Genomic DNA, 21,266 nt, shown 5'->3' on the forward strand with positions numbered 1-21,266 from the left:
CGGGCGGCAGGTGTTGTGGACAACGCGGCCGGAGCGTCCTGGATACCCGGGGCCAGCCGGGGTTAAGGGGAAGCCGGACGGAGGCGGTGCGGTGGCGCGCCCGGTACCGCCGAGGCGGTTAATTGCGGGCACAACCTATAGGCTTGCCTCGATGCCCTCGAAGGGTGAGCCCTCAAAATCCTAGAAAAAGGTCATGCTGCTGTGAAGATTGCTGTTATCGCGCTCGGAAAGATCGGATTGCCGCTGGCAGTCCAGTTCGCGTCCAAAGGCCACGATGTTGTTGGCGTCGACGTCAATGCCGCAGTTGTCGATCTGATCAACAGCGGCCGGGAGCCGTTCCCCGGAGAAGCCCACCTTCAGGACAAACTGGCGGAGCTCGTACCCGCAGGCCGCCTGAGGGCGACCACCGAATACGCCGATGCCGTCCCGGGGGCGGACGCCGTCGTCCTGGTCGTGCCGCTCTTCGTTGACGCGGATGCCAACCCCGACTTCGGTTGGATGGACGGGGCGACCGCCGAGCTCGCCCGACACCTCACGCCCGGAACCCTCGTCTCCTACGAGACGACGCTGCCGGTGGGAACCACCCGCAGCCGCTGGAAGCCCGCGCTTGAGTCGGGTTCCGGCCTCGTTGAAGGGAAGGACTTCCACCTCGTCTTTTCCCCCGAGCGCGTGCTGACCGGCCGGGTCTTCGAAGACCTGCGGAAGTACCCCAAGCTGGTTGGCGGGCTCTCTCCCGAAGGCGCAAAGGCCGCGGTGGAGTTCTACGAGGCCGTCCTGGACTTCGACGAGCGCCCCGACCTGCAGCGCGGCAACGGCGTCTGGGACCTCGGCTCCGCCGAGGCATCCGAGCTGGCCAAGCTCGCCGAGACCACCTACCGCGACGTCAACATCGGGCTTGCCAACCAGTTCGCACGCTACGCCTCAACAGTGGGCATCGACATCTACCAGGTCATCGACGCCTCAAACTCCCAGCCCTACAGCCACATCCATCAGCCCGGCATCGCCGTGGGCGGCCACTGCATTCCCGTGTACCCCCGGCTGTACCTGTGGAACGACCCCGCCGCCACCGTCGTGCGCGCGGCGCGGGAAGCCAATGCCGGAATGCCCGACTACACCATCGGCCTACTCGAAGGGGCCTACGGCTCCCTCGAGGGAGCACGGGTGGTTGTCCTCGGCGCCGCCTACCGCGGCGGAGTCAAGGAAACGGCATTCTCCGGAGTTTTTGCCGCAGTTGACGCCCTGCAGGCCCGCGGGGCCACCGCCTTCGTGAATGACCCTCTGTACACGGACGAGGAACTCGAGAAGCTCGGATTCACGCCTTACCACTTCGGGGAGCCCATCGACGCCGCCGTCGTTCAGGCCAACCATGCCGAATACGCCTCGCTGAGCCCCTCCGACCTTCCCGGCGTGAAGGCGTTCATTGACGGACGCCGCGTCAGCAGTGCCGAAAAGTGGGACGGCGTGGTTTACCGCGTCATCGGCAAGGCCTAGCCGCCGTGTCGAACGTGAGAATTGCAGCCATCGTTCCCTGCCACAACGAGGCGGGAGCGATCGGCAAGGTGGTCACCGACCTCCAGGCATCGCTTCCGACGGCCACGATCTACGTTTACGACAACTGCAGCGACGACAACACCGCGGAGGTGGCACGGGCCGCAGGCGCTGTGGTGCGGTTCGAGGACCGGAAGGGCAAGGGCAATGTCATCCGGCGGGCTTTTGCCGACATCGATGCCGATGTGTATGTGCTCATCGATGGCGACGACACCTATGACGCCGCGGCCGCCCCGGAGCTGATCAATAAACTCCTTGACGGTCCCTACGACCAGGTCACCGGCGTGCGCCGGCAGGAGAGCGACTCAGCGTACCGGTCCGGACATGAGCTCGGGAACCGTTTTTTCAACGGCATTGTCGGGTTGATCTTCGGGTACAAGGTCGAGGATATGCTGAGTGGCTACCGTGTTTTCTCGAAGCGCTTTGTCCGGTCATTTCCCGCGCTGTCCCGGGGCTTCGAGATCGAGACCGAACTGACGGTCCACAGCATCAGCGCCCGCATTCCTCAGGCGGAGGTGCCCATCGCCTTTCGCGACAGGGCGGAGGGCACCGAAAGCAAACTCCGGACCTACCATGACGGTCAGCGGATCCTTCGGACGGTGCTGAAACTTGCCCTGCACGAGCGGCCGGTTCCCACCTATGGCCTGATTTCCGGAGTGCTTGCAGTGGCAGCGCTGATCCTGGGCCTCCCGGTCATCATCGATTTCCTGAACACCGGCCTGGTGCCGCGCTTTCCGACGGCCCTGCTCGCCTCCTCGCTCGTGATCCTTGCCGTACTCGCCATGATCAGCGGCACGTTGATGGATGTGCTGAAGAAGATGCGCGATGAAAGCTCCCGCCTCGCTTACCTCTCCTGGGAGGTGGTCGACTATGAGCGGCGGCGTTAGCGTCCGCGCTCGGCGTTCGGCGGACCCGCGTCCCGGCCCCGGCTACGCGCGCCTCGGCGCCTACCTCGTCGGCGGATTCGCTGCCCTTCAGGTTGTGTTTTTCCTGCTCCTGGTGGTCGGGCAGGCAGTTCCTGACCGACCCATCGTCGCGCATCTCGCCCAGTCCGTTGAGGCGGGAACCTACGGGCCCGCGTCGGTTCCGGACCGGCAGGGAGGGATCTCCGACACGTTCACCGAATGCGTGGTCGTCGGCACCGGGCTCGGCGCTCTGGATGGCGAAAATGCGTTCGAGCGGGCCGTCTACATGCCGCGCATTTCGCATTGCGACGGCGGTGCGGACGACATCCGCGCCCTCGCAGTGGGTGGTGAGTCGGCCCACGGCTCCTACTACAAATACTGGGCCGGCTACACCATCATCACGCGCCCCGTCCTTGCCCTGGCCGGATTGGAAGGCCTGAGGATCGTCTCGGGCGCCATGCTGCTCGGATCGCTGGCGCTGGCGTTCTCACAGGTTGCGCGCAGAACAAGCACGTATGCAGCCGTCGCGTTGACCGCCCCGATCCTGTTAGCCACCAACATCACGTCGACCCCTTCGACGTCCTTTAGCCAGGCCATCTCGCTGTCCTTCATCTTCCTGAGCACCGCACTCGTGGCCTGGGGTGCGGGCGGAGGGCGTCTGCGGCTGGCCGGTTCGACTATGCTCGGGGCCGCGCTCTTCTGCTTCGTCGACCTGCTGACCACGCCCGCCATCCCGTGGGCCCTCGCATCCGCTGTGGCAGCGTCGATTACCTACAGCAGGAACAGGTCGCTCGGCCGGGCCGCCGCCGTGGGCGTCGGAGTGGCCGTCCTCTGGCCGATCAGCTTCGCGTTGACGTGGGTCTCACGGTGGATCATCGCCTCCCTGTTCCTGGGCTGGAACGAAGTCATGTCCTTCGTCCGCAGCAATGTCGCATATCGCGCGACCGGGGACGAGCCCTTCATTGACAGCTCCCTGGGCGCGCCCACCAAGATCAACGTTCTGTACTGGTGGGACAAGGTGCCCACCGCACCCTGGGTTCTGGTGGCGGTGGCGCTCCTCGCGGTCGCCCTTCTGGCGGTCGCGGTGCGCCGCGGAGGTGCCGGCCGGCTCGGCGCGGCCCTGGTCCTGGCTCTTCCGGCCCTGGTGGTGCCGGTGTGGTACGAGGCGTTGAGCAACCACTCCCAGATCCACTCGTTCTTCACCTATCGCGGGGTGCCGACCGCACTCGGCATCGCACTGTTCGCGTGTGCCGTCACGACGCTTAGGCGCCGCAGCGCACTCGAAACCGGAAGGCATGAGGCATCGGTGCCCGTCGAATTAGAGAAAGCAGGTGTGTCATGAGCTATATCGCTGAAACCGCGGACGTCTCGCCCGATGCCGTGATCGGGCAGGGGTCAAAGATCTGGCACCTGGCGCAGGTGCGCGAGAACGCCCGGCTGGGCGAGAACTGCATCGTGGGACGGGGAGCGTACGTGGGAACCGGCGTCGAAATCGGCGCCAACACCAAGATCCAGAACTACGCGCTGGTTTACGAACCCGCAGTGCTCGGAGAGGGCGTGTTCATCGGCCCGGCTGTGGTACTCACGAATGACACCTACCCCCGGTCCATCTCTCCCGATGGAAGCCTCAAGAGCGCCCACGACTGGGTGCCCGTCGGAGTGACCATCGAAAAGGGTGCGGCGATCGGCGCACGTGCAGTCTGCGTGGCTCCGGTGACCATCGGCGCGTGGGCGACGGTCGCGGCGGGCGCCGTGGTCACGAAGGATGTTCCGCCCTACGCGCTGGTCGCGGGAGTTCCGGCCAAGCGCCTTGGCTGGGTGGGCCGGGCCGGACACCCGCTGAAGGCTGAAGGATCCCTCTGGGTCTGCCCGGAGACCGGGGAGCGGTACGAGGAAACGAACGACACACTGAAACCAGTAGGGGTAGAGGCATGAGCAAGGACTTCATTCCAGCAGCAAAACCGATCGTCGGAGACGAAGAGCGCGCGGCCGTTGACGCCGTCCTCCTTTCCGGAATGCTGGCACAGGGTGCCGAGGTCGCCGCGTTCGAGAAGGAATTTTCCGAGGTCCTCCTCGACGGCCGCGCGGCCGTCGCCGTGAACTCCGGAACGGCAGGACTCCACCTGGGGCTTCTGGCCGCGGGCATCGGCCCGGGTGATGAGGTGATCGTCCCGTCCTTCACCTTCGCTGCCACGGCGAACTCCGTCGCGCTCACCGGCGCCACGCCCGTCTTTGCCGACATCGAGCTCGACCACTACTGCCTCGACATCGCCCATGTCGCCTCCCTGATCACGGAGAAGACCAAGGGGATCATGCCGGTCCACCTCTACGGACATCCGGCCGACATCGAGGCCTACCGGACGCTGGCGGACCGACACGGGATCGCCCTCTTCGAGGACGCCGCCCAGGCCCACGGCGCATCACTGGGCGGACGCCAGGTCGGCACCTTCGGCGACTTCGCGATGTTCTCCCTCTACCCGACGAAAAACATGACCTCCGGCGAGGGCGGCATGGTCTCAACGGGCAACCCCGAAATCGAACGCAGGCTCCGCCTGCTGCGCAACCAGGGCATGGAGCGCCAGTACGAGAACGAGCTGGTCGGCTTCAACGCCCGGATGACAAACCTGCACGCCGCGATCGGCCGCGTTCAGCTGACCAAGGTCGGCGGATGGACCGCTCAGCGGCAGGCGAATGCCGCCTTCCTTTCCGCGAATATCGAAGGCGTGGCCACGCCCACGGTGGCCGAAGGCGCAGTGCACGTCTACCACCAGTACACCGTGCGTGTCGGGGGCGATCGGGACGGCTTCGCCGCGGCCCTCAAGGACGAATACAACATCGGCTCGGGCGTCTACTATCCGATCCCGAACCACCGCCTGCCCTCGTTCCAGCGTACCGAGGACCTGCCCAACACGGAGACCGCCGCCCGCGAGGTCCTGTCGCTGCCGGTTCATCCGTCCCTGGACTCCGAGGATCTCGACCGGATCGTGACCGCCGTCAACGCCCTGGCGAAAGCGGGTGCCTAACATGGCGGATCTCCGGGTCGGGCTGATCGGACTGGGGATGATGGGGCGCCACCATGCTCGCGTCATCCGGGAGGTCGAGGGCCTCGAACTGGTCGCCGTCGCCGACGCGTACGGCGATCCGCACGGGGTCGCAGGAAAGCTCCCGGTCTGCGCCTCCGTCGATGAACTCATCGCCGAAGGCATCGACATGGCGGTGTGCGCCGTGCCGACCGGTCTGCACGAGAAGGTCGGGCTGGCCCTGGCCGGCGCCGGCGTCCACACCCTCGTGGAAAAGCCGATCGCCGACACTGTCGAAGCCGGCCAGCGTCTCGTCGAAGCGTTCGAGAACGCCGGCCTGATCGGCGCCGTCGGGCACATTGAGAGGTTCAACCCCGCGCTGCAGTCGCTGCGGACGCGCATCGAAGCGGGCGACCTGGGGGAGGTCTACCAGATCGCCACCCGGAGGCAGGGTCCCTTCCCGGCGCGCATCGCCGACGTCGGCGTCGTGAAAGACCTTGGAACCCACGACATCGATCTCACCTCGTGGCTCGCCCAGTCTCCCTTCACCTCGGTGTCGGCCCGCACGAGCACCCGTTCCGGGCGGCCGCACGAGGACATGGTCACCGCCTCGGGCCAGCTGGCCAACGGTGTGATCACCAGCCACCTCGTGAACTGGCTCTCCCCGATGAAGGAACGGCTCACCGTGGTCACGGGGGAGAAGGGCGCCTTCGTCGCCGACACGCTCACCGCTGATCTCACGTTCTACGAAAACGGCACCTTCACCACCGAGTGGGAGGCCGTTTCAAACTTCCGCGGCGTGTCGGAAGGCAACATCACCCGTCTGGCGCTGACAAAGCGCGAGCCGCTGCGCGTGGAGCACGAGGCGTTCCGCGACGCCGTGCTGGGTATCTCGAACAACACCGTGACCATGCGGGAGGGACTCAATACGCTCCGTGTGGCGGAGGCGATGATCGAGGCGGCCAATACCAATTCGACGATTGGTATCCGTCTGTGAGGTTCAAGGTACTGCTGGCCACCCGGCTGTATCCGCCTGAGGTGGGGGCGGCCGCGTTCCGGCTTCAGGCGCTCACGAGGGGCCTGAACGACGCCGGTGCCGACGTCTCGGTGCTCACCACGCGTCCGCCACACGGCACCGATGACCCCCGCCCTGCCAAGGGGGTCAAGCGGTGGCCGGTGCTCCGCGACAGCGGGGGAAACGTCCGTGGCTATGTCCAGTACATGAGCTTCGACCTTCCGCTTTTCTTCCGGCTCCTTGCCGCGCGGGCGGATATCGTCGTCTCCGAACCGCCTCCGACCACCGGTTTGATGGTCGCGCTGTCGTCATGGCTCCGCCGCCGCAGCTACGTCTACTACGCCGCCGATATCTGGACCGATGCCCTGGCCGCAACGAGCGCTCCAGCGCCGGTGGTGAGCATCATGCGCTCCATCGAGGGCGTGGCGCTGCGGAAGGCTCGAAAGGTCATTGCCATCTCACAGGGTGTTGCCGACCAGACGCGGCAGTTTTCGGTCGATCCGGACCGGGTCGTCGTCGTCGGCAACGGCGTGGACACCGAAACCTTCTCCCCGGACGGGCCGGCGGCCGAGCCGGGCTACAGGTACTTCGTCTATACGGGGACGATGTCGGAGTGGCAGGGCGCGGAGATTTTCATCGATGCGATGGAGGAAGTGCTGCTGCGCTTCCCCGATGTGCGGCTTCACTTCTTCGGCCAGGGATCGGCCGAGACCGCACTTAAGGAAAAGGCCGCCCGCATCGCCGACGACAGGATCCGCTTCGGCGGGGTCGTGCCGCCGGCCGAAGCGGCCAAATGGATCAGGGGGGCAGCCGGCTCACTCGTCAGTATTGTTCCCGACCAGGGCTACGACTTCGCCAAACCGACGAAGATCTACGCGGCGGCGGCCTGCGGGACACCGGTGATCTACGCCGGCAAGGGCGCATCGGCAGGAATGGTGGCGGAAGGCGGCCTGGGGTACGCCAGCGGTTTCTCGCCGACGGAGGTCGCCAAGGCCATGATCCGGCTTCTCGAGGAGCCGGACCATGGCCGGGAGGCGCGGGCCGCGTGGGTCGAGGACAACGCTTCGCTCCGGACCTCGGGGCGGCACGCCGCCGCCGAGGTGCTGCGCGCTATCGAAGAAGGGCGCTGACCACCTGCTGGGCCGCTGCCCCTTCACCGTAGGGGGTGGCATCGGTCGGCTGGGGCGCAGGGCGCTGCACCACTGAGGTGAGCGAACCCAGGTCCTCCGACACCAGGACGTTCCAGCCCAGGTCCACCGTCTCCACCCATTCGGTCTCCGGGCGGATGGTGGTGCACGGCACCCGCAGCAGGAAGGCCTCCTTCTGCAGCCCGCCCGAGTCGGTGACGACGCCGGCGCTGTGGGAGACGGCGTTCACCAGCTGCGGGTAGGCCAGCGGCGACGCGACCCGGATGGACCCGGTCTCCAGTTGAAGGCCATGGCGCTCCGCGAGGCCGACGAGCCGCGGGTGGGCCAGCAGGAGAACCGGCTTATCCAGGGCGGCCAGGGATTCAATAATCAGCTTCAACCGGTCGGGATCGTCGGTGTTGTCAGGACGGTGGATGGTGCTGACGTAGTAGTTCCCGGAGCTCATCCCGAAGGGCACCGCTTCGCCGCGTGCTTCAACAGCGGTACGGGTTCGGAACAGGACATCGGTCATCACGTCTCCCACGAGCACCGTGCGCTCGGCGAGACCTTCACGGCTGAGATGGTCGACGGCGACCCTGGTCGGCGCAAGCAGCAGGTCGGAGGCATGGTCGGTCAGCACCCGGTTGTGCTCCTCCGGCATGCGGCGGTTGAACGAGCGCAGCCCTGCTTCAAGGTGGGCAAGCGGAATGTGCATCTTCACGGCCGCGACCGCTGCGGCGAGGGTTGAGTTCGTGTCGCCGTAGACGAGCACCCAGTCGGGGCGGACCTGCTCGAAAATCTCTTCAAGCCCGGTCAGCATGGCGCCCGTCTGCTGACCGTGCTTCCCTGACCCGACCCCCAGATTGAAGTCCGGCTCGGGAATGCCCAGGTCACTGAAGAAGACGTCCGACATCAACGCGTCATAGTGCTGGCCGGTATGGACAATTAAGTGGTCGGCACGGCCTTTCATCGCCGCTGCGATGGGGGCAAGTTTCACGAACTGAGGGCGTGCGCCGACGACGCTGAGAATACGCATGGTGCCCAGCCTATCGTTTACCCCGGCGCCTGGACGGCCTGCGGCGCGGGCGCCGGGACGGCAGAAGGCGCGGTGCGGAGCCCCGGCCCAGGGTCCACGATGCCGACGGACTTCCGGTAGCCTTGCGGTTGGACCTATTCGCCTATTGCCGTGCATCTGGGGGCCGCCGCATGCCTTTCGCCCGCTCCGGGCGCCGGGTGCGGACCGGGAGCAGGCGGGCTCATCTTGGAGGAATGATTACGTGAATGCTGACCTCGTCGTCGTAGGGTCGGGCTTTTTTGGCCTGACAATTGCGGAGCGGGCCGCCACCGAACTCGGACTGAAAGTCGCTGTGCTGGACCGCCGCCACCATGTGGGCGGCAACGCGTACAGCGAGAATGAGCCGTCAACCGGGATCGAAGTACACCGCTACGGGGCGCACCTCTTCCACACCTCGAACGAACGGGTCTGGGAGTACGTCAACCGGTTCACCTCGTTCACGGGTTACCAGCACAAGGTGTACTCGAGCCACAAGGGCGAGGTCTACCCGATGCCCATCAACCTGGGCACCATCAATCAGTTCTTCCGCTCTTCGCACGGACCCGCTGCGGCGCGCGCGCTCATCCAGGAGCATGCGGGGGAACTGGCCGGAACCGATCCGCAGAACCTCAATGACAAGGGCGTCCAGCTGATTGGACGGCCGCTCTACGAGGCGTTCATCAAGCACTACACCGGGAAGCAGTGGCAGACCGACCCCAAGGACCTCCCGGCCGACATCATTTCGCGGCTTCCGGTTCGATACACCTATGACAACCGGTACTTCAATGACAAGTACGAGGGCCTGCCGACCGACGGCTACACAGCGTGGATCGAACGCATGGCGGCCCACCCCAACGTCGAGGTGCACCTGAACACCGACTTCTTCGACGACGGGCACGCCTTCTCGCGCACGTCCACGCTCGGTCAGGTCCCGGTCGTTTACACCGGCCCCGTTGACCGCTATTTCGACTACGCCGAGGGGAACCTGTCCTGGCGCACCATCGATCTTGAGGAGGAAGTCCTGCCGATAGAGGACTTCCAGGGCTGCTCCGTCATGAACTACCCCGACGAGGACGTGCCCTACACACGCATCCACGAGTTCCGGCACTTCCATCCCGAGCGGGATTACACGAAGGACGCGACCGTCATCATGCGCGAATTCTCCCGTTTCGCGGAGAAGGGCGACGAGCCGTACTACCCGGTGAACACCGCCGAGGACCGCGCCAAACTCCTCGCCTACCGCGACCTGGCCAGCGGCGAGGAGTCCGTGCTGTTCGGTGGACGCCTCGGCACCTATAAGTACCTCGATATGCACATGGCCATCGGCTCCGCCCTCGCGATGTACGACAACAAGATCAAGCCGCACTTCAGTGGCGGCGCCCGGCTTGAAAGTGGAGGAGTGGACGCGTGAGCACGACGGTTAAGGCTGACACCAAGAAGACCCGCAGCGCGCAGGACATGAAGTGGAAAACCGTCCACCGGGTGGTCTTCCCCGAAGCCGCCGACATCGACACCATGCCGCTCTATGTCGACTTCAACAACTCCCAGCGGGTCGTGGACGCGGATTCTCCGTCCAACGCCACCCCGGGAACCGCGGCCGTTGCGGCCGCCGGGGCCGAGGTGCACCCCGACTACGTCCTCGACCGGCGCAGCCTGTCGCTGCCGGCCCATGAGCGGGTTTCGCTCGGCACCTACTTCAACGCGTTCCCCGCGAGCTACTGGCAGGCGCACACCGCAGTCCGGACGGTCCGCCTGACCATCGAGCTGAGCGGCGAGGCAACGGTCGTGGTCTACCGGTCGAGTTCCCGCGGCGCGGCGAACCGTGTGAGCAGCGTGCGCGCCGATGCCACCGGAGCCATCCCGGTGGTCGTCGATCTTCCCATCACCAACTTCGGTGACGGTGGCTGGTACTGGTTCGACCTGGCGGCCCACGGCAGCGCCGTCCGGCTGACCAAGGCGGAGTGGAGCGTTCCCGAGCCGGAAGGGTTCGAACCCGGGACGCTCTCGATCGCCGTAACCACCTTCAACCGGCCCGACTACTGCGTCCGCAACCTGGGGATCCTCGGAGCCTCAACCGAACTGCTCGAGGTGCTGGACCGGGTCATCGTCACCGATCAGGGCACCCAGAAGGTCCGGGAGGAGGCCGGGATCGACGAGGCGACGTCCGCGCTGGGCGACCGCCTGGCGATCGTGGAGCAGGCCAACCTCGGTGGATCCGGCGGATTCGCCAGGGGCATGCTGGAGACCGTCGAGGACGGCCGCAGCCGCTACGTCATGCTGCTCGACGACGACGTCGAGATGGAAACCGAGGGGATCCTCCGCGCGGTCCAGTTCGCCGACTTCACCCGCAACCCCACCATCGTGGGCGGGCACATGTTCAACCTGTTCGAGCGCTCGGTGATGCACAACTTCGGCGAGGCCGTGCAGCAGTACCGCTTCACCTACGGCGGCACCGAAAACACCCGGGAGGCCCACGACTTCGCCTCAAGCAACCTCCGGACCACGCCGTGGATGCACCGGCGGATCGACGTCGATTACAACGGCTGGTGGATGTGCCTGATCCCCACCCGGATTATTAAGGAAATCGGCCTGGCGCTGCCCGTCTTCATCAAGTGGGATGACGTGGAGTACGGCATCCGGGCCAAGTCCCACGGGTTCACGACGGTGACGCTTCCGGGCGCGGCCGTATGGCACATGCCGTGGACCGAGAAGGACGACACGATCGACTGGCAGGCCTACTACCACCAGCGCAACCGGTGGGTGGCCACCATGATCTACTCGCCGTACAAGCGGGGCGGGCGCATGCCGAAGGAGAGCTTCGCCGTGGACGTGCGCCACCTGCTGTCCATGCAGTACTCGGCGGTGGAGCTGCGGCTCCAGGCCCTGGCGGATGTGCTCGAGGGGCCGGACCACCTCCACCGCACCATCGGCACGAAACTGGGTGAGGTCCGCGCCACCCGTGCGCAGTTCGACGACGCCCGCGTGTCGAAGGATCTTGTCGACTTCCCGCCGGTGAAGCGCAGCAAGCCCCCTCGAAAGGGGAAGGGCGCGACGCCGGCCCGCACCCGGCCCGCGGCCGTGGTGAAGCTGCTTGCGAGCGCCGTGCACCAGCTGAAGCCCGTTGCGGCCAGCGCGGTGCGCAACCCCGAGGAGCATGTCGCGGCCATGGACGCGCGGTGGTGGCGGCTCGCCCAGCTGGACTCGGCGCTGGTCACCTCCTCCGACGGCACCGGGGCCTCCTGGCACAAGCGCGACGCAGAGAAGGTTCGGGAACTGGCACTGAGGAGTGCCGACCTGCACCGGCGTCTGCTCCTGAACTGGAACGAGCTGGCCGAGCAGTACCAGAAGGCGCTACCCCAGTTCACCTCGCAGGAGGCCTGGAAGGAGACCTTCGCCGTCAACGGACCGGACAACCCCGCCGGAGGGACTAAAGAGTGAAGACGGATGTCTCAACGCCGGATGACGGCACCGTCGGCCTGGTCTCGCCAGGGCGCGGTGCCGGACTCCGGGACGTCATCAGCAGCAGGTTCCTCCTGAAGCTGCTCGTCGATAAGGAGATCAAGGTCCGCTACCGCGGCTCGGTCATCGGTCTGCTGTGGTCCTACGTCAAACCGGGCGTGCAGTTCATCGTCTTCTACATCGCGCTGGGTATCTTCCTCGGCCTCGAGCAGAGCGCACGCAACCCGGGAGGGCTGCCGAACTACGCCATCTATCTTTTTTCCGGGATCGTGCTCGTCAACTTCTTCTCGGAAGCTCTCGGCAATGCGTCGAGGTCGATCGTGATGAACGGCGGATTGATCAAGAAAATCTACCTCCCGCGCGAACTGTTCCCGGTGTCCGCCATCTGGGTGTCCGCCATCCATTTCCTTCCCCAGATCATCATCCTGATCGTCGCCTGCCTGTTCGCCGGCTGGACACCGTCCGTCCTGCAGCTTGCCGCCGCCGTGGTCGGGTTTCTCATTGTGGCGCTGATGGCCACAGGTCTCGGCCTGATCTTCGGTGCCGTCAACGTCTATTTTCGGGACGCCGAGAACCTCGTGGACCTGCTGCTGATGGTGGCGACCTGGGCATCGCCGGTGCTCTACGCCTGGACCACGGTGCGGGACCAGCTGGGACAGACCGCCCTGAACATCTACCTGCTCAACCCGCTGACCGTTGGAGTGGAGACCTTCCACTACGCGTTCTGGATGCCGACCGCCGACCAGACGCAGGGGCTGCCGCCCTCCTTCCTTTCGCTCTGGGTCCCGATCGCCCTGGCCCTCTCCATCGCCACGCTGGTCTTCGGGCAGCTTCTTTTCCGCCGGCTCGAGGGCCGCTTCGCTCAGGAGTTGTAGACAATGCCCATATCGATCGACATCAAGAGCATCGAAAAACGGTTCGTGCTGCGCCATACGCGCTCCATGAAGGAGACCTTCCTGTGGCTGCTCAAGGGCAGGCGCGGCGACCTCTATAAGAAGTTCTCCGCCCTCGAAGGGGTTTCCTTCACCGTGGAACAGGGTGAGACCGTCGCCCTCCTCGGCTTCAACGGCTCGGGCAAATCAACCCTGCTCAAGCACATCTCGGGCGTCATGCTGCCCGACGCCGGCAGCGTCCGGACCCGGGGCAGGGTGGCGGGCCTCATCGAGGTCGGTGCCGGATTCCACCCGGACCTGAGCGGGAGGGACAACGTCTTCCTCAACGGCTCGATCCTCGGGATGAGCGAAAAGGAAATCCGGGAGCAGTTCGACTCGATCGTCGAGTTCTCGGAGATCGGCGAGTTCATCGACACCGAGGTCCGCTTCTACTCCTCAGGCATGTACCTGCGCCTGGCATTCGCCGTGGCCGTGCACACCAACCCGGACATCTTCCTCATCGACGAGATCCTCGCGGTGGGCGACGAGCCGTTCCAGAAGAAGTGCCTGGCGAAGATCAAGGAGCTGAACGAGGCCGGGAAGACGCTCGTGGTGGTCAGCCACGATCTCGACATGGTCAGCAAGGTCTGCGACCGCGGGATCGTGCTCGAGCGCGGCCGGGTCGTCATGGACGGCGAAGTGGGAGACGCGATCGCCCACATCCGCGCCAGCTGAAGTCAACACCGGGGTTCCACCCCGGCAACAAAGAATGCGGAGGCCGCTGCGGCCTCCGCATTCTTTGTTTCCACCCTCAATGCGATCCGGGAAGGACCGGGCGGCACCGCAGGCGGCGGCACCGCACGTCCTAGGAGCAGTTCGCCACGCGGTACAACCTGGCATCGCCCTCGCTGTCGACGAGTTCGAGGTTGGCAGCGCCGGCAGCCTCGTCGAAGGCGGGATAGCGATAAGCCTCTTCACGGTCGAGGAGGTAGTAGTCGCCGAAGTCCAGCACATACTCCACGCGTTCCTCGCGGGCAATGGTGCAGGCCTCCGAGCCGGCCGCGGCGTCGTCGAGTTCCTCCGCCAGGACGGCAAGTTCCGGGCGCATCGCGCCGGAGCTCATGTGGTACTGGGTGACACTGCGGCCGCTGATCGCGTAGGCAAGGGAACCCCCGTTCCACGGATTGACGGCGATCACTGCGTCCTCAGGCACCGTTTCGTCGACCCGTTCGAGCAGCGCGAGTTCATCGAGTGACAGGATGGTGGGGTTTCCCTCGAAGGTGTGGTGGGTCCGGGCTTCGAGGACGAATTCATCGATCGCGCCGCGCTGGCTCTCCAGCACGCCCAGGGCCGCCACGACGGCGACCACCGCCCCGGCAGCCACCTTCTGGGCAGTGGAGGGCGTGCGGGGAAACCGCAGCAGACCCTTCCACAGCCAGGCCAGGACCCAGGCGGCACCGAAGGACGCCAGCAGCACCGTAGGGAGAGGAAGGAGCGAGGCGAGGCGCTGCGGATCCTGGTACCAGCTGCCGGTGGCCATAATGCGCAGGGTGCCGCGCGGTTCGGCCGCGGAGATCACATAGAGGGTGACCGCCACCGCGTAAACCCCCAACAGCCAGCCATGCGAGCGAGTCCTGACCAACCGGGCCAGTCCGGCCACCGTGCAGATCGCAATGACGACCGGAATACTCCGGTTATGGGGAGCGCTGGTGACGGCCTGGCCGATCGCACTTGCGTACCGGGTGAACGGCAGCCAGGTGTTGTAGCCGATGAGTAGCGCCTGCCAGATGACGACGAAGCCGGCCACGAAGACGACGGCGGTGAGGGCGGGCGCCAGCAGTCCCCGGGCGCCGTTCCGTGCCAGCCGGATGCCGGTCCATCTCCACCAGGCGAAGACGGCCATCGGCAGAGTCAGGGCCAGCAGCGCAGTGAAACCGTTCGGCTGGGCGAGCCCGAGCGCCGCAATCGAGACGAGCAGGGCCAGCACGACGACGCCGTAGTGCGAGTCCCCCCGGGGACGGATCCGCAGGACGAGCATCACCAGCGCAAGGGCGGCCGGCAGCACCGAGTAGGAGAGAAGATTCGGGTAGAGCGGGCCGAAGTCGATCAGTCCCAGCGGGAACGCGGCAAAGCCCGCAGAGAAGACCCCTGCGAACCCGATCAGCACTGCCCGGGCCCCGAAAACCACGCGGGCCAGGAGCATCACTCCGATCGGCCAGACCACCGACGCCACGACGAGGTTGAGCCCGTTGGTGGCCACCGGCACCGGCTGGCCCGCGATCTCGGCGAGGAGGGCCGCAAAGCCATGCCAGGCGGCCGGGTAGATGGCGATCTCCGCGGAGGGGTTGAGCATCCGGCCCAGCGTCAGCGTCGACGCATCACCCTGCTCGAGGACCCACCTCACGGCGTTCAGGTGGTACACATTGTCATACCGCTGGGCGATGTTGTCGGGGTGGTCGAAGACCCGGACCAGGTTGTACGCGGATGCAAGGCCGCCCAGGATCAGCCCGGCCGACCCCCCGAGTGCCGTCGCCCGGTCGATCCGGAAGGAAAATTCGCCCCATGCCGCCCGGAAGGCGAAACGCTTGACCACGACCGCCACGGCCAGGAAGACCGCGCACGCCACGAGGAAGCTGGCCAGCGACCAGCGGATTCCGAGCACTGACAACGCAACGGCGGACACCCCGGCCAACGCCACCGAGAAGACCGGTGCGAGGCCGAGTGACAGGGGCCCCCGCACGTTGAGCGCCGCTGAAAGCGCCAGACCCGGAAGGGTGAGCAGTGCTATTGCGACGGTGATGGTTGGGAGCAGATCCCACCAGGACATTGACACTCCTGCAAATGAGGTGCGGCCGCGCTGATCCGCGCGGGCGAAGGGGAAGGATCACCGGGCTCCGGCGAACCTGTTGACGGTATCACGGGCCTGCGCGGCCATGCCGGAACGGGAGAACTGTCGAGGCGGCCGTGCGCCCGCGGTCAGGACTGCGCGGCGGGTCAGCGGCCGGGTTTGCGGCCCATCTCGACCAGGCGCCGGAGGATGCCGCGGACGACGGCTTCGTCCGCTTCCGAGCTCAAGGCCGGCGCTGCACGGTGGGCGTTCGCCTTGAACCCGGCAACGTCGTCGGACGTAAGGCCCGCCAGCGTTTCCTTGAGTGAGTCCGGGCCGAAGTCAGCGGTGATCCGGCCGAGGTCGTGCTGCCGGATGAGCCGTGCAATTTCCTCCGATGGTCCAAACACCATGCCGAGGCGCGCCTGGACGAAATCGAAGAACTTGTTCGGCAGGGCCAGCCTCTGGTTCGTCGTGGCCGGGGGAAGCTGATAGACCCCGATATCGAACGCGTTCAACGTCGCAGGAAGCGCCGCAGGAGCCACAGGAGGATGGAACGTGATGCGGGGGGAGTCTCCGGCGATCTGCTTGAGCTTGGCCAGGTACTTACCTCCATCACGGGCTTCGACGAGGAACAGATCGAGGGTGAACCGTTCGTCGAGTTCCCGCACTGCGGAGATGAGGCTTTCGATATTCCGGCCCGGCACCGCTCCACCGCTGTGGACCAGCCGGATCCTGCCATCGGCGAGGGCCGACGGCGGCAGCCCGGCATCAGGAAGGGAATTGCGCACCACCTCGGTCCGGAGCCCGAACTGCGCGTCGTAAAGGTCGGCGATCGACTGGTTGACCGTCGTGACGGCCTCGGTCTTGGGAAGGTAGGTCCGGCACACGTAACGCATGTGGGGTGCCACCAGCAGGCGCCAGGAGAGGAGCTGGGTGCGTTCCTCCGGCGCCCACTCGTGCATGTCACCCCAGATCGGAGCGCCCCGGCTGACCTTGTGGGCAAGGGGGAGGGCCCGGGCCTCGTTCGCGATCACGACGTCGAACTCCCGGCCCTCGAGCAGGCTCAGCGCAGCATTGACGGCGGGGGCCGCCAGTTCGACCGAACGATGACGTCGTGCCGCCAGCCGCGCCACCCCCGAAACGGTCTGGGGGAGGGACGGAAGCGCGGAGTCGATCTCCAGGTGTTCCTTCACTCCCGGCGGCCGGCTTCCGTAACCGAGCGTCGTGACGTCTCCGGCCTCAGCGAGCAGTCCGAGCTGGCGCAGGACCCGCGAGTCGGCGGAAATGTCCGAAAAAGAAATGCAAAGTATTCGGGGGGCCACTCGTTCAGAGCTCCGCGGGGATAGATTCATTCATGAATTCAGCTTACTTGGTCACCTATCCCGCCCCGGCCTCCGCCCGGCTGTCGATGTGTCTCCCGGGGGCCGTTATGCGATACTGGGCTTGTGAGTCGTACCTGGATTGTGATCCCGCTGTTCAACGAGGCCTCCATCATCGGCTCAGTAATTGAAGACCTGCTCCCGGTGTTTCCCCACGTCGTCTGCGTGAACGACGGCAGCACCGATGCCTCGTCGGAGGTGGCGCGGGCCGCCGGAGCGGTGGTGGTCAACCACCCGGTAAACCTCGGCCAGGGAGCGGCCCTGCAGACCGGCCTCGAGTATGCGCTGCAGGATCCCGACATGACGAGCGTGGTGACCTTCGACGCCGACGGCCAGCACCGCGTGTCCGACGCCGCCGACATGGTGGCACGGCTCGAAAGCGGCGAGGCCGACGTCGTCCTCGGCTCCCGGTTCCTGGACGGCCGCACCCAGATCGGTGCCCTGAAGAGACTCGTGCTGCGGACAGCCGCCCTTCAGACCCGGTGGAGCACGGGAATGCCGCTCACGGATGCCCACAACGGCCTGCGGGCCTTCGACCGCGGCGTTGCCCAGAACATCCACATCACCCAGAACCGCATGGCGCACGCCTCGGAACTGGTCCAGATGATCGCCTCTATGCAGCCGCGGTGGACCGAGCATCCGGTGGAAATCATCTACACCGACTATTCAAAATCCAAGGGGCAATCCCTCCTCAACTCCGTCAATATTGTGGCGGACCTGCTCTTTAGGTAATTCACATGCTAATCGTCGTTCAGCTTGTCCTGGTTCTCGTCGTCGTCGTGTTCTCCCTTGTGCTCATTCGCGGGGGATCGAATGCAAAGCACATGGCCATCCGCAGAATAATGATTCTGCTGTTCGCGTTCGCCGCGGTGCTGTCCATCTTCTTTCCCACGATCCTGACGCAGGTGGCGGGGATCGTCGGCGTCGGCCGGGGCACCGACCTCGTGCTCTATGCCCTCATCGTTTCGTTCCTGGTGTACATGTCGACCACGCACCAGCGCTTCCGTTCCATGGAGACGACCCTGACGAAGCTCGCGCGACGCATCGCGCTGGACGAGGCCGAGCGTCCCTGGGAGCGGAAGGATGAAACGGATGCCTCCGGCGGACGGTACTGACCCCACGGCACGCCCGGCCGGGACCACCGCGTCCGATCTCAAGGTGGTGCACGTCAACGACTGCGCCTTCTACGCCCAGCGGATCCTCGCGAAGGCATCGGAGCAGGAACTGCCCTGGAGCTTCTACCCACGGGCCGTCGCCGGCTATCCGCTGACAGGCCTCAACGGCCGCGCGCGGTATGCCCTCGATGGAGCGGCGTGGCTTGGCGGTCTGGCCCGCCGGGCCGTCTCCTCGGACCTGCTTCATATCCACTCCGGAGGCGTCACCCAGCACACCCGGTTCATTCCAAAGACCTACGTGCTCACCCTGCATGGCACCGACATCCGCACCCTTCAATACGATGAGCGGTGGAGGAACACCATCCTGCGCGGCGTCCGGAACGCCGCCGCGGTGATGTACACGACCCCGGACCTGCGCGAGCACATCCTGCCCCACCGGCCCGACGCCGTGTATCTGCCGGTGTCGATCGATCTGACCAAGCTGCCGCCGCCGGTTCCCCGCGAGCAGGGGAGGGCGCGGGTGTTCTTCGTGTCCCGGTGGGACGATTCAAAGAATGCGGCTGGCCAGTTGGAGACAGCGCGCCAGCTTGTCCTGCGGAGCGGTGGCACCTTCGACGTCTATGGGCTGGACTGGGGGCCCATGGCCGGCGAAGCCGAGAAGGCCGGTGTGAAGCTCGTTCCACGAATGAGCCATTCCGACTACCTTGATTTCCTGAATGCATCAAACATTGCGGTCGGCCAGGCCGCTGGCATTCTTGCCGCGAGTGAACTCGAGGCAATGGCTTTGGGCGTGCCCCTTTACATTTCGCTCACCCCGGGCCTGTATCCGGACGACATTCCGGTGGGCCGCGAACCGGCCGAGTCACCCGCTGCCATGGCCGAGCTGATTGCCACAGAACTGAAGGACCAGGACGTTCTCGAGCGGCGGGGCGCGCAGGGGCGGCAGTGGATCGCCGAGCACCACGACCCCGCACGGGCCGTTGAGGTTCTGCGGGAGATCTACGCCGCCGCCTCCAGGTAGCACTTCCGGACGGTCGCTGGAGCGCCGCGGGGCCGGGCTTGTATCCTCGCGGCGAGGCCCGGTCCGCCTTCCGCCCGCAACCCCTGTCCGGGAGAGACGGGGCCGGGGTTGCGCCGTAGCCGGGCCGGTTAGCTCAGGCCGGCCAGCTGCGCCTGCCGTGCGAAGTCGGGGACGGCGGCGACGACCTCATCGAAGGTCCCCTGGGCGACGATCCGGCCGTCCTGCATGAAGAAGACGATGTCCGCCGAGCGGATGGTCGAGAGGCGGTGGGCCACCGTAATGACAGTGACTTCGCCGTGGAGTTCGCGGATCGCGGTGGTGACAGCGGATTCGGTGGCCGTGTCGAGGGCGCTCGTCGCCTCATCCATCACCAGTACGTCCGGTTCGTTGTAAAGGGCCCGGGCGATGCCGAGGCGCTGGCGCTGTCCTCCGGAGAGGGCGAGCCCGCGCTCGGCGATCAGGGCGTCCCGCCCGCCCTCGCGGCTCATGACAACGTCGTACATCTGGGCCCGCCGCAGGGCCGCCTCCACCTTGGCGTGATCGACATTCGCCGGATCCCAGGACAGGGCGACGTTCTGGCCGACCGACGCGTCGAAGAGGGAGACGTCCTGGGGGACATATCCGATCCGCTTCCGCCACGATGTCAGCACCCGGTCCATGCGTTCCGAGTCCACCTCGATGTGACCGGCGGTGGGCTTCAGAAGCCCGAGCAGGATGTCGATGATCGTCGATTTGCCCGCCCCGGAGGAGCCGACGAAGGCGACGTGGCTGCCCGCGGGGATGGTTGCGTTCACGCCGCGCAGGGCGGGCTGGGCCGCACCGGGGTAGGTGAATCCTACGTCCCGCAGCACGATGTCGACGCGCTTCGACGTCAGGTCCTGCTGCGGGTGCTCCTTCGAGCTTTCCGCCAGGAGTTCTTCGCTTTCCCGGATGTCCGTGGCGACCTGCAGTGCAAAGGCCGAGTTGGAGTTGACCTGCGACTGGACCGCCTGAAGCCGGGTCAGGGATGGGACCAGTCGGAAACCGGCGACCGCGAACAGGCCGACGGCGCTGACGGCGCCCTCGGTGCCGCCGCTGGCCAGACCGACTCCTCCCACCAGGAGGAATCCGACAATCAGGGCCGACTCGAGCACGTAGCGGGGCACCTGGGCCAGGAAGACCGAGTTCGCGCGGGCCACGGAAGAGTGGCTGCGGGTCTCATGGACCTGGGCGCGCACTTCGGAGGCCCGATCGGCGAGGGTGATCTCCTTCAGCGCGGCCAGCGCCTCGGTGAGGATTTTCACCGTCTTGGCCGACCACCTCAGGTTCTCCTGGCCCATCCTGACCGACAGCGGGGAGATGACCCGGGCGAGCAGCATTGCGACGAGACCCAGGTAGAGAACGCTGACCAGGGCGATAAGCGGCTGCGCCACAACGAGCACCACGGCGACAGCGAGGAGGGTCCCAAGTTCGCCGAACAGAGTCATTGCGGGAATGAGGACGCCGGCGACGGACAGGCCCACTCCCACGTCGACGGTCCGCACCAGTTCGCTTGAATTCTTCTGCAGGCGCTTCTCCCAGGGCGACGACAGGTAGGAGGCAAGGAGCCGATCACCAATCGCAACCTCGTGCTTGGCGAACCGCGCGGTGGCGGACCGCAGGATCATCACGGCGAAGACACCCTTGGCGACGACCAGCGTGCAGGCGATCCCCAGCAGGGTGAGCAGCTGGCTCTGCTCACCCACGTTCCCCAGGACCGGCAGCTGCACGTCCGCCCCGCCCACGAGGGACGGGAGCAGGACGGCTATGAGCCCCAGGGAGACGATGTCCAGCAGTGACAGGCAGGCCGTAGCGATCCCGTAGCCAATGAGGAACCTGCGGCTTCCCGAGGGCAACGTCGCAAGGAGGGGCCGAAGGGTATTAAGGAGATTTTTCATTCTGC

Annotated in this window: 18 protein-coding genes; 14 read left to right on the forward strand and 4 right to left on the reverse strand. The window is 66.1% G+C overall.

From position 1 onward, the window contains the following. Window positions 1-201 precede the first annotated feature (201 nt). The 7 genes from GVV77_RS10375 to GVV77_RS10405 are packed head-to-tail and all read left to right on the forward strand — an operon-like array spanning window position 202 to window position 7,618. Window positions 202-1,491 carry a nucleotide sugar dehydrogenase gene (locus GVV77_RS10375; protein ID WP_159618069.1) on the forward strand — a complete coding sequence of 430 codons (1,290 nt, stop codon included), beginning with the start codon at window positions 202-204 and terminating at the stop codon, window positions 1,489-1,491. A gap of 5 nt (window positions 1,492-1,496) precedes the next feature. Further along, entirely contained in the window at window positions 1,497-2,435 is a 939-nt protein-coding gene (locus GVV77_RS10380; RefSeq protein WP_159618071.1) for a glycosyltransferase family 2 protein, read from the forward strand. Further along, the gene (locus tag GVV77_RS10385; RefSeq protein ID WP_159618073.1) at window positions 2,419-3,795 is read left to right on the forward strand and encodes a hypothetical protein; all 1,377 of its coding nucleotides are present in this window, start codon (window positions 2,419-2,421) and stop codon (window positions 3,793-3,795) included. The genes GVV77_RS10380 and GVV77_RS10385 overlap by 17 nt, the downstream gene beginning before the upstream one ends. After that, window positions 3,792-4,388 (forward strand): acyltransferase, encoded by a 597-nt coding sequence (locus GVV77_RS10390; protein ID WP_133405022.1) that lies wholly within the window; start codon window positions 3,792-3,794, stop codon window positions 4,386-4,388. Before GVV77_RS10385 ends, GVV77_RS10390 begins: the two co-directional genes overlap by 4 nt. Continuing rightward, the gene (locus GVV77_RS10395) at window positions 4,385-5,476 is read left to right on the forward strand and encodes a DegT/DnrJ/EryC1/StrS family aminotransferase (protein WP_159618075.1); all 1,092 of its coding nucleotides are present in this window, start codon (window positions 4,385-4,387) and stop codon (window positions 5,474-5,476) included. The genes GVV77_RS10390 and GVV77_RS10395 overlap by 4 nt, the downstream gene beginning before the upstream one ends. A 1-nt stretch (window position 5,477) precedes the next feature. Then, complete coding sequence (locus GVV77_RS10400) at window positions 5,478-6,470, forward strand: Gfo/Idh/MocA family protein (protein WP_159618077.1); 993 nt, start codon at window positions 5,478-5,480, stop codon at window positions 6,468-6,470. After that, window positions 6,467-7,618, forward strand: coding sequence for a glycosyltransferase family 4 protein (locus tag GVV77_RS10405; RefSeq protein ID WP_159618079.1), 1,152 nt, complete (start codon window positions 6,467-6,469; stop codon window positions 7,616-7,618). The genes GVV77_RS10400 and GVV77_RS10405 overlap by 4 nt, the downstream gene beginning before the upstream one ends. Here GVV77_RS10405 and wecB read toward each other — a convergent pair. Further along, entirely contained in the window at window positions 7,599-8,651 is a 1,053-nt protein-coding gene (wecB, locus tag GVV77_RS10410; protein ID WP_159618081.1) for a non-hydrolyzing UDP-N-acetylglucosamine 2-epimerase, read from the reverse strand. The genes GVV77_RS10405 and wecB overlap by 20 nt on opposite strands. A 241-nt stretch (window positions 8,652-8,892) precedes the next feature. On the opposite strand from wecB, the gene glf reads away from it, so the two are divergent. Genes glf through GVV77_RS10430 form a run of 4 tightly spaced genes read left to right on the forward strand, consistent with a single transcriptional unit; the run spans window position 8,893 to window position 13,735 of the window. Then, window positions 8,893-10,080 (forward strand): UDP-galactopyranose mutase, encoded by a 1,188-nt coding sequence (glf, locus tag GVV77_RS10415; protein ID WP_159618083.1) that lies wholly within the window; start codon window positions 8,893-8,895, stop codon window positions 10,078-10,080. Next, entirely contained in the window at window positions 10,077-12,107 is a 2,031-nt protein-coding gene (locus GVV77_RS10420; protein ID WP_246199750.1) for a glycosyltransferase, read from the forward strand. The genes glf and GVV77_RS10420 overlap by 4 nt, the downstream gene beginning before the upstream one ends. Then, window positions 12,104-13,003: an ABC transporter permease gene (locus tag GVV77_RS10425; RefSeq protein ID WP_246199751.1), complete on the forward strand. Its 900-nt coding sequence runs from the start codon at window positions 12,104-12,106 to the stop codon at window positions 13,001-13,003. Before GVV77_RS10420 ends, GVV77_RS10425 begins: the two co-directional genes overlap by 4 nt. Window positions 13,004-13,006: 3 nt before the next feature. Continuing rightward, window positions 13,007-13,735: an ABC transporter ATP-binding protein gene (locus GVV77_RS10430; RefSeq protein ID WP_159618085.1), complete on the forward strand. Its 729-nt coding sequence runs from the start codon at window positions 13,007-13,009 to the stop codon at window positions 13,733-13,735. A gap of 130 nt (window positions 13,736-13,865) precedes the next feature. Here GVV77_RS10430 and GVV77_RS10435 read toward each other — a convergent pair whose 3' ends face one another. Beyond that, complete coding sequence (locus GVV77_RS10435) at window positions 13,866-15,827, reverse strand: DUF6541 family protein (RefSeq protein WP_159618087.1); 1,962 nt, start codon at window positions 15,825-15,827, stop codon at window positions 13,866-13,868. Between the two features lie 167 nt (window positions 15,828-15,994). Beyond that, a complete protein-coding gene (locus GVV77_RS10440; RefSeq protein WP_246199752.1) occupies window positions 15,995-17,152 on the reverse strand; it encodes a glycosyltransferase family protein in 1,158 nt (385 codons plus the stop codon). A gap of 123 nt (window positions 17,153-17,275) precedes the next feature. On the opposite strand from GVV77_RS10440, the gene GVV77_RS10445 reads away from it, so the two are divergent. From GVV77_RS10445 to GVV77_RS10455, 3 genes are read left to right on the forward strand one after another with little or no spacing between them, the layout of a single operon-like run. Continuing rightward, window positions 17,276-17,941, forward strand: coding sequence for a glycosyltransferase family 2 protein (locus GVV77_RS10445; protein ID WP_201293211.1), 666 nt, complete (start codon window positions 17,276-17,278; stop codon window positions 17,939-17,941). A gap of 5 nt (window positions 17,942-17,946) precedes the next feature. Then, window positions 17,947-18,324 carry a DUF2304 domain-containing protein gene (locus GVV77_RS10450; protein ID WP_120165098.1) on the forward strand — a complete coding sequence of 126 codons (378 nt, stop codon included), beginning with the start codon at window positions 17,947-17,949 and terminating at the stop codon, window positions 18,322-18,324. Continuing rightward, entirely contained in the window at window positions 18,302-19,345 is a 1,044-nt protein-coding gene (locus GVV77_RS10455) for a glycosyltransferase family 4 protein (RefSeq protein WP_159618091.1), read from the forward strand. The genes GVV77_RS10450 and GVV77_RS10455 overlap by 23 nt, the downstream gene beginning before the upstream one ends. Before the next feature lie 128 nt (window positions 19,346-19,473). Here the strand turns inward: GVV77_RS10455 and GVV77_RS10460 are convergent, their stop codons facing one another. Continuing rightward, window positions 19,474-21,261 (reverse strand): ABC transporter ATP-binding protein, encoded by a 1,788-nt coding sequence (locus GVV77_RS10460; protein WP_159618093.1) that lies wholly within the window; start codon window positions 21,259-21,261, stop codon window positions 19,474-19,476. Window positions 21,262-21,266: the final 5 nt, after the last annotated feature.

It is taken from the genome of Arthrobacter zhaoguopingii, from assembly GCF_009828605.1.
Taxonomy (GTDB): Bacteria; Actinomycetota; Actinomycetes; order Actinomycetales; family Micrococcaceae; genus Arthrobacter_D; species Arthrobacter_D zhaoguopingii.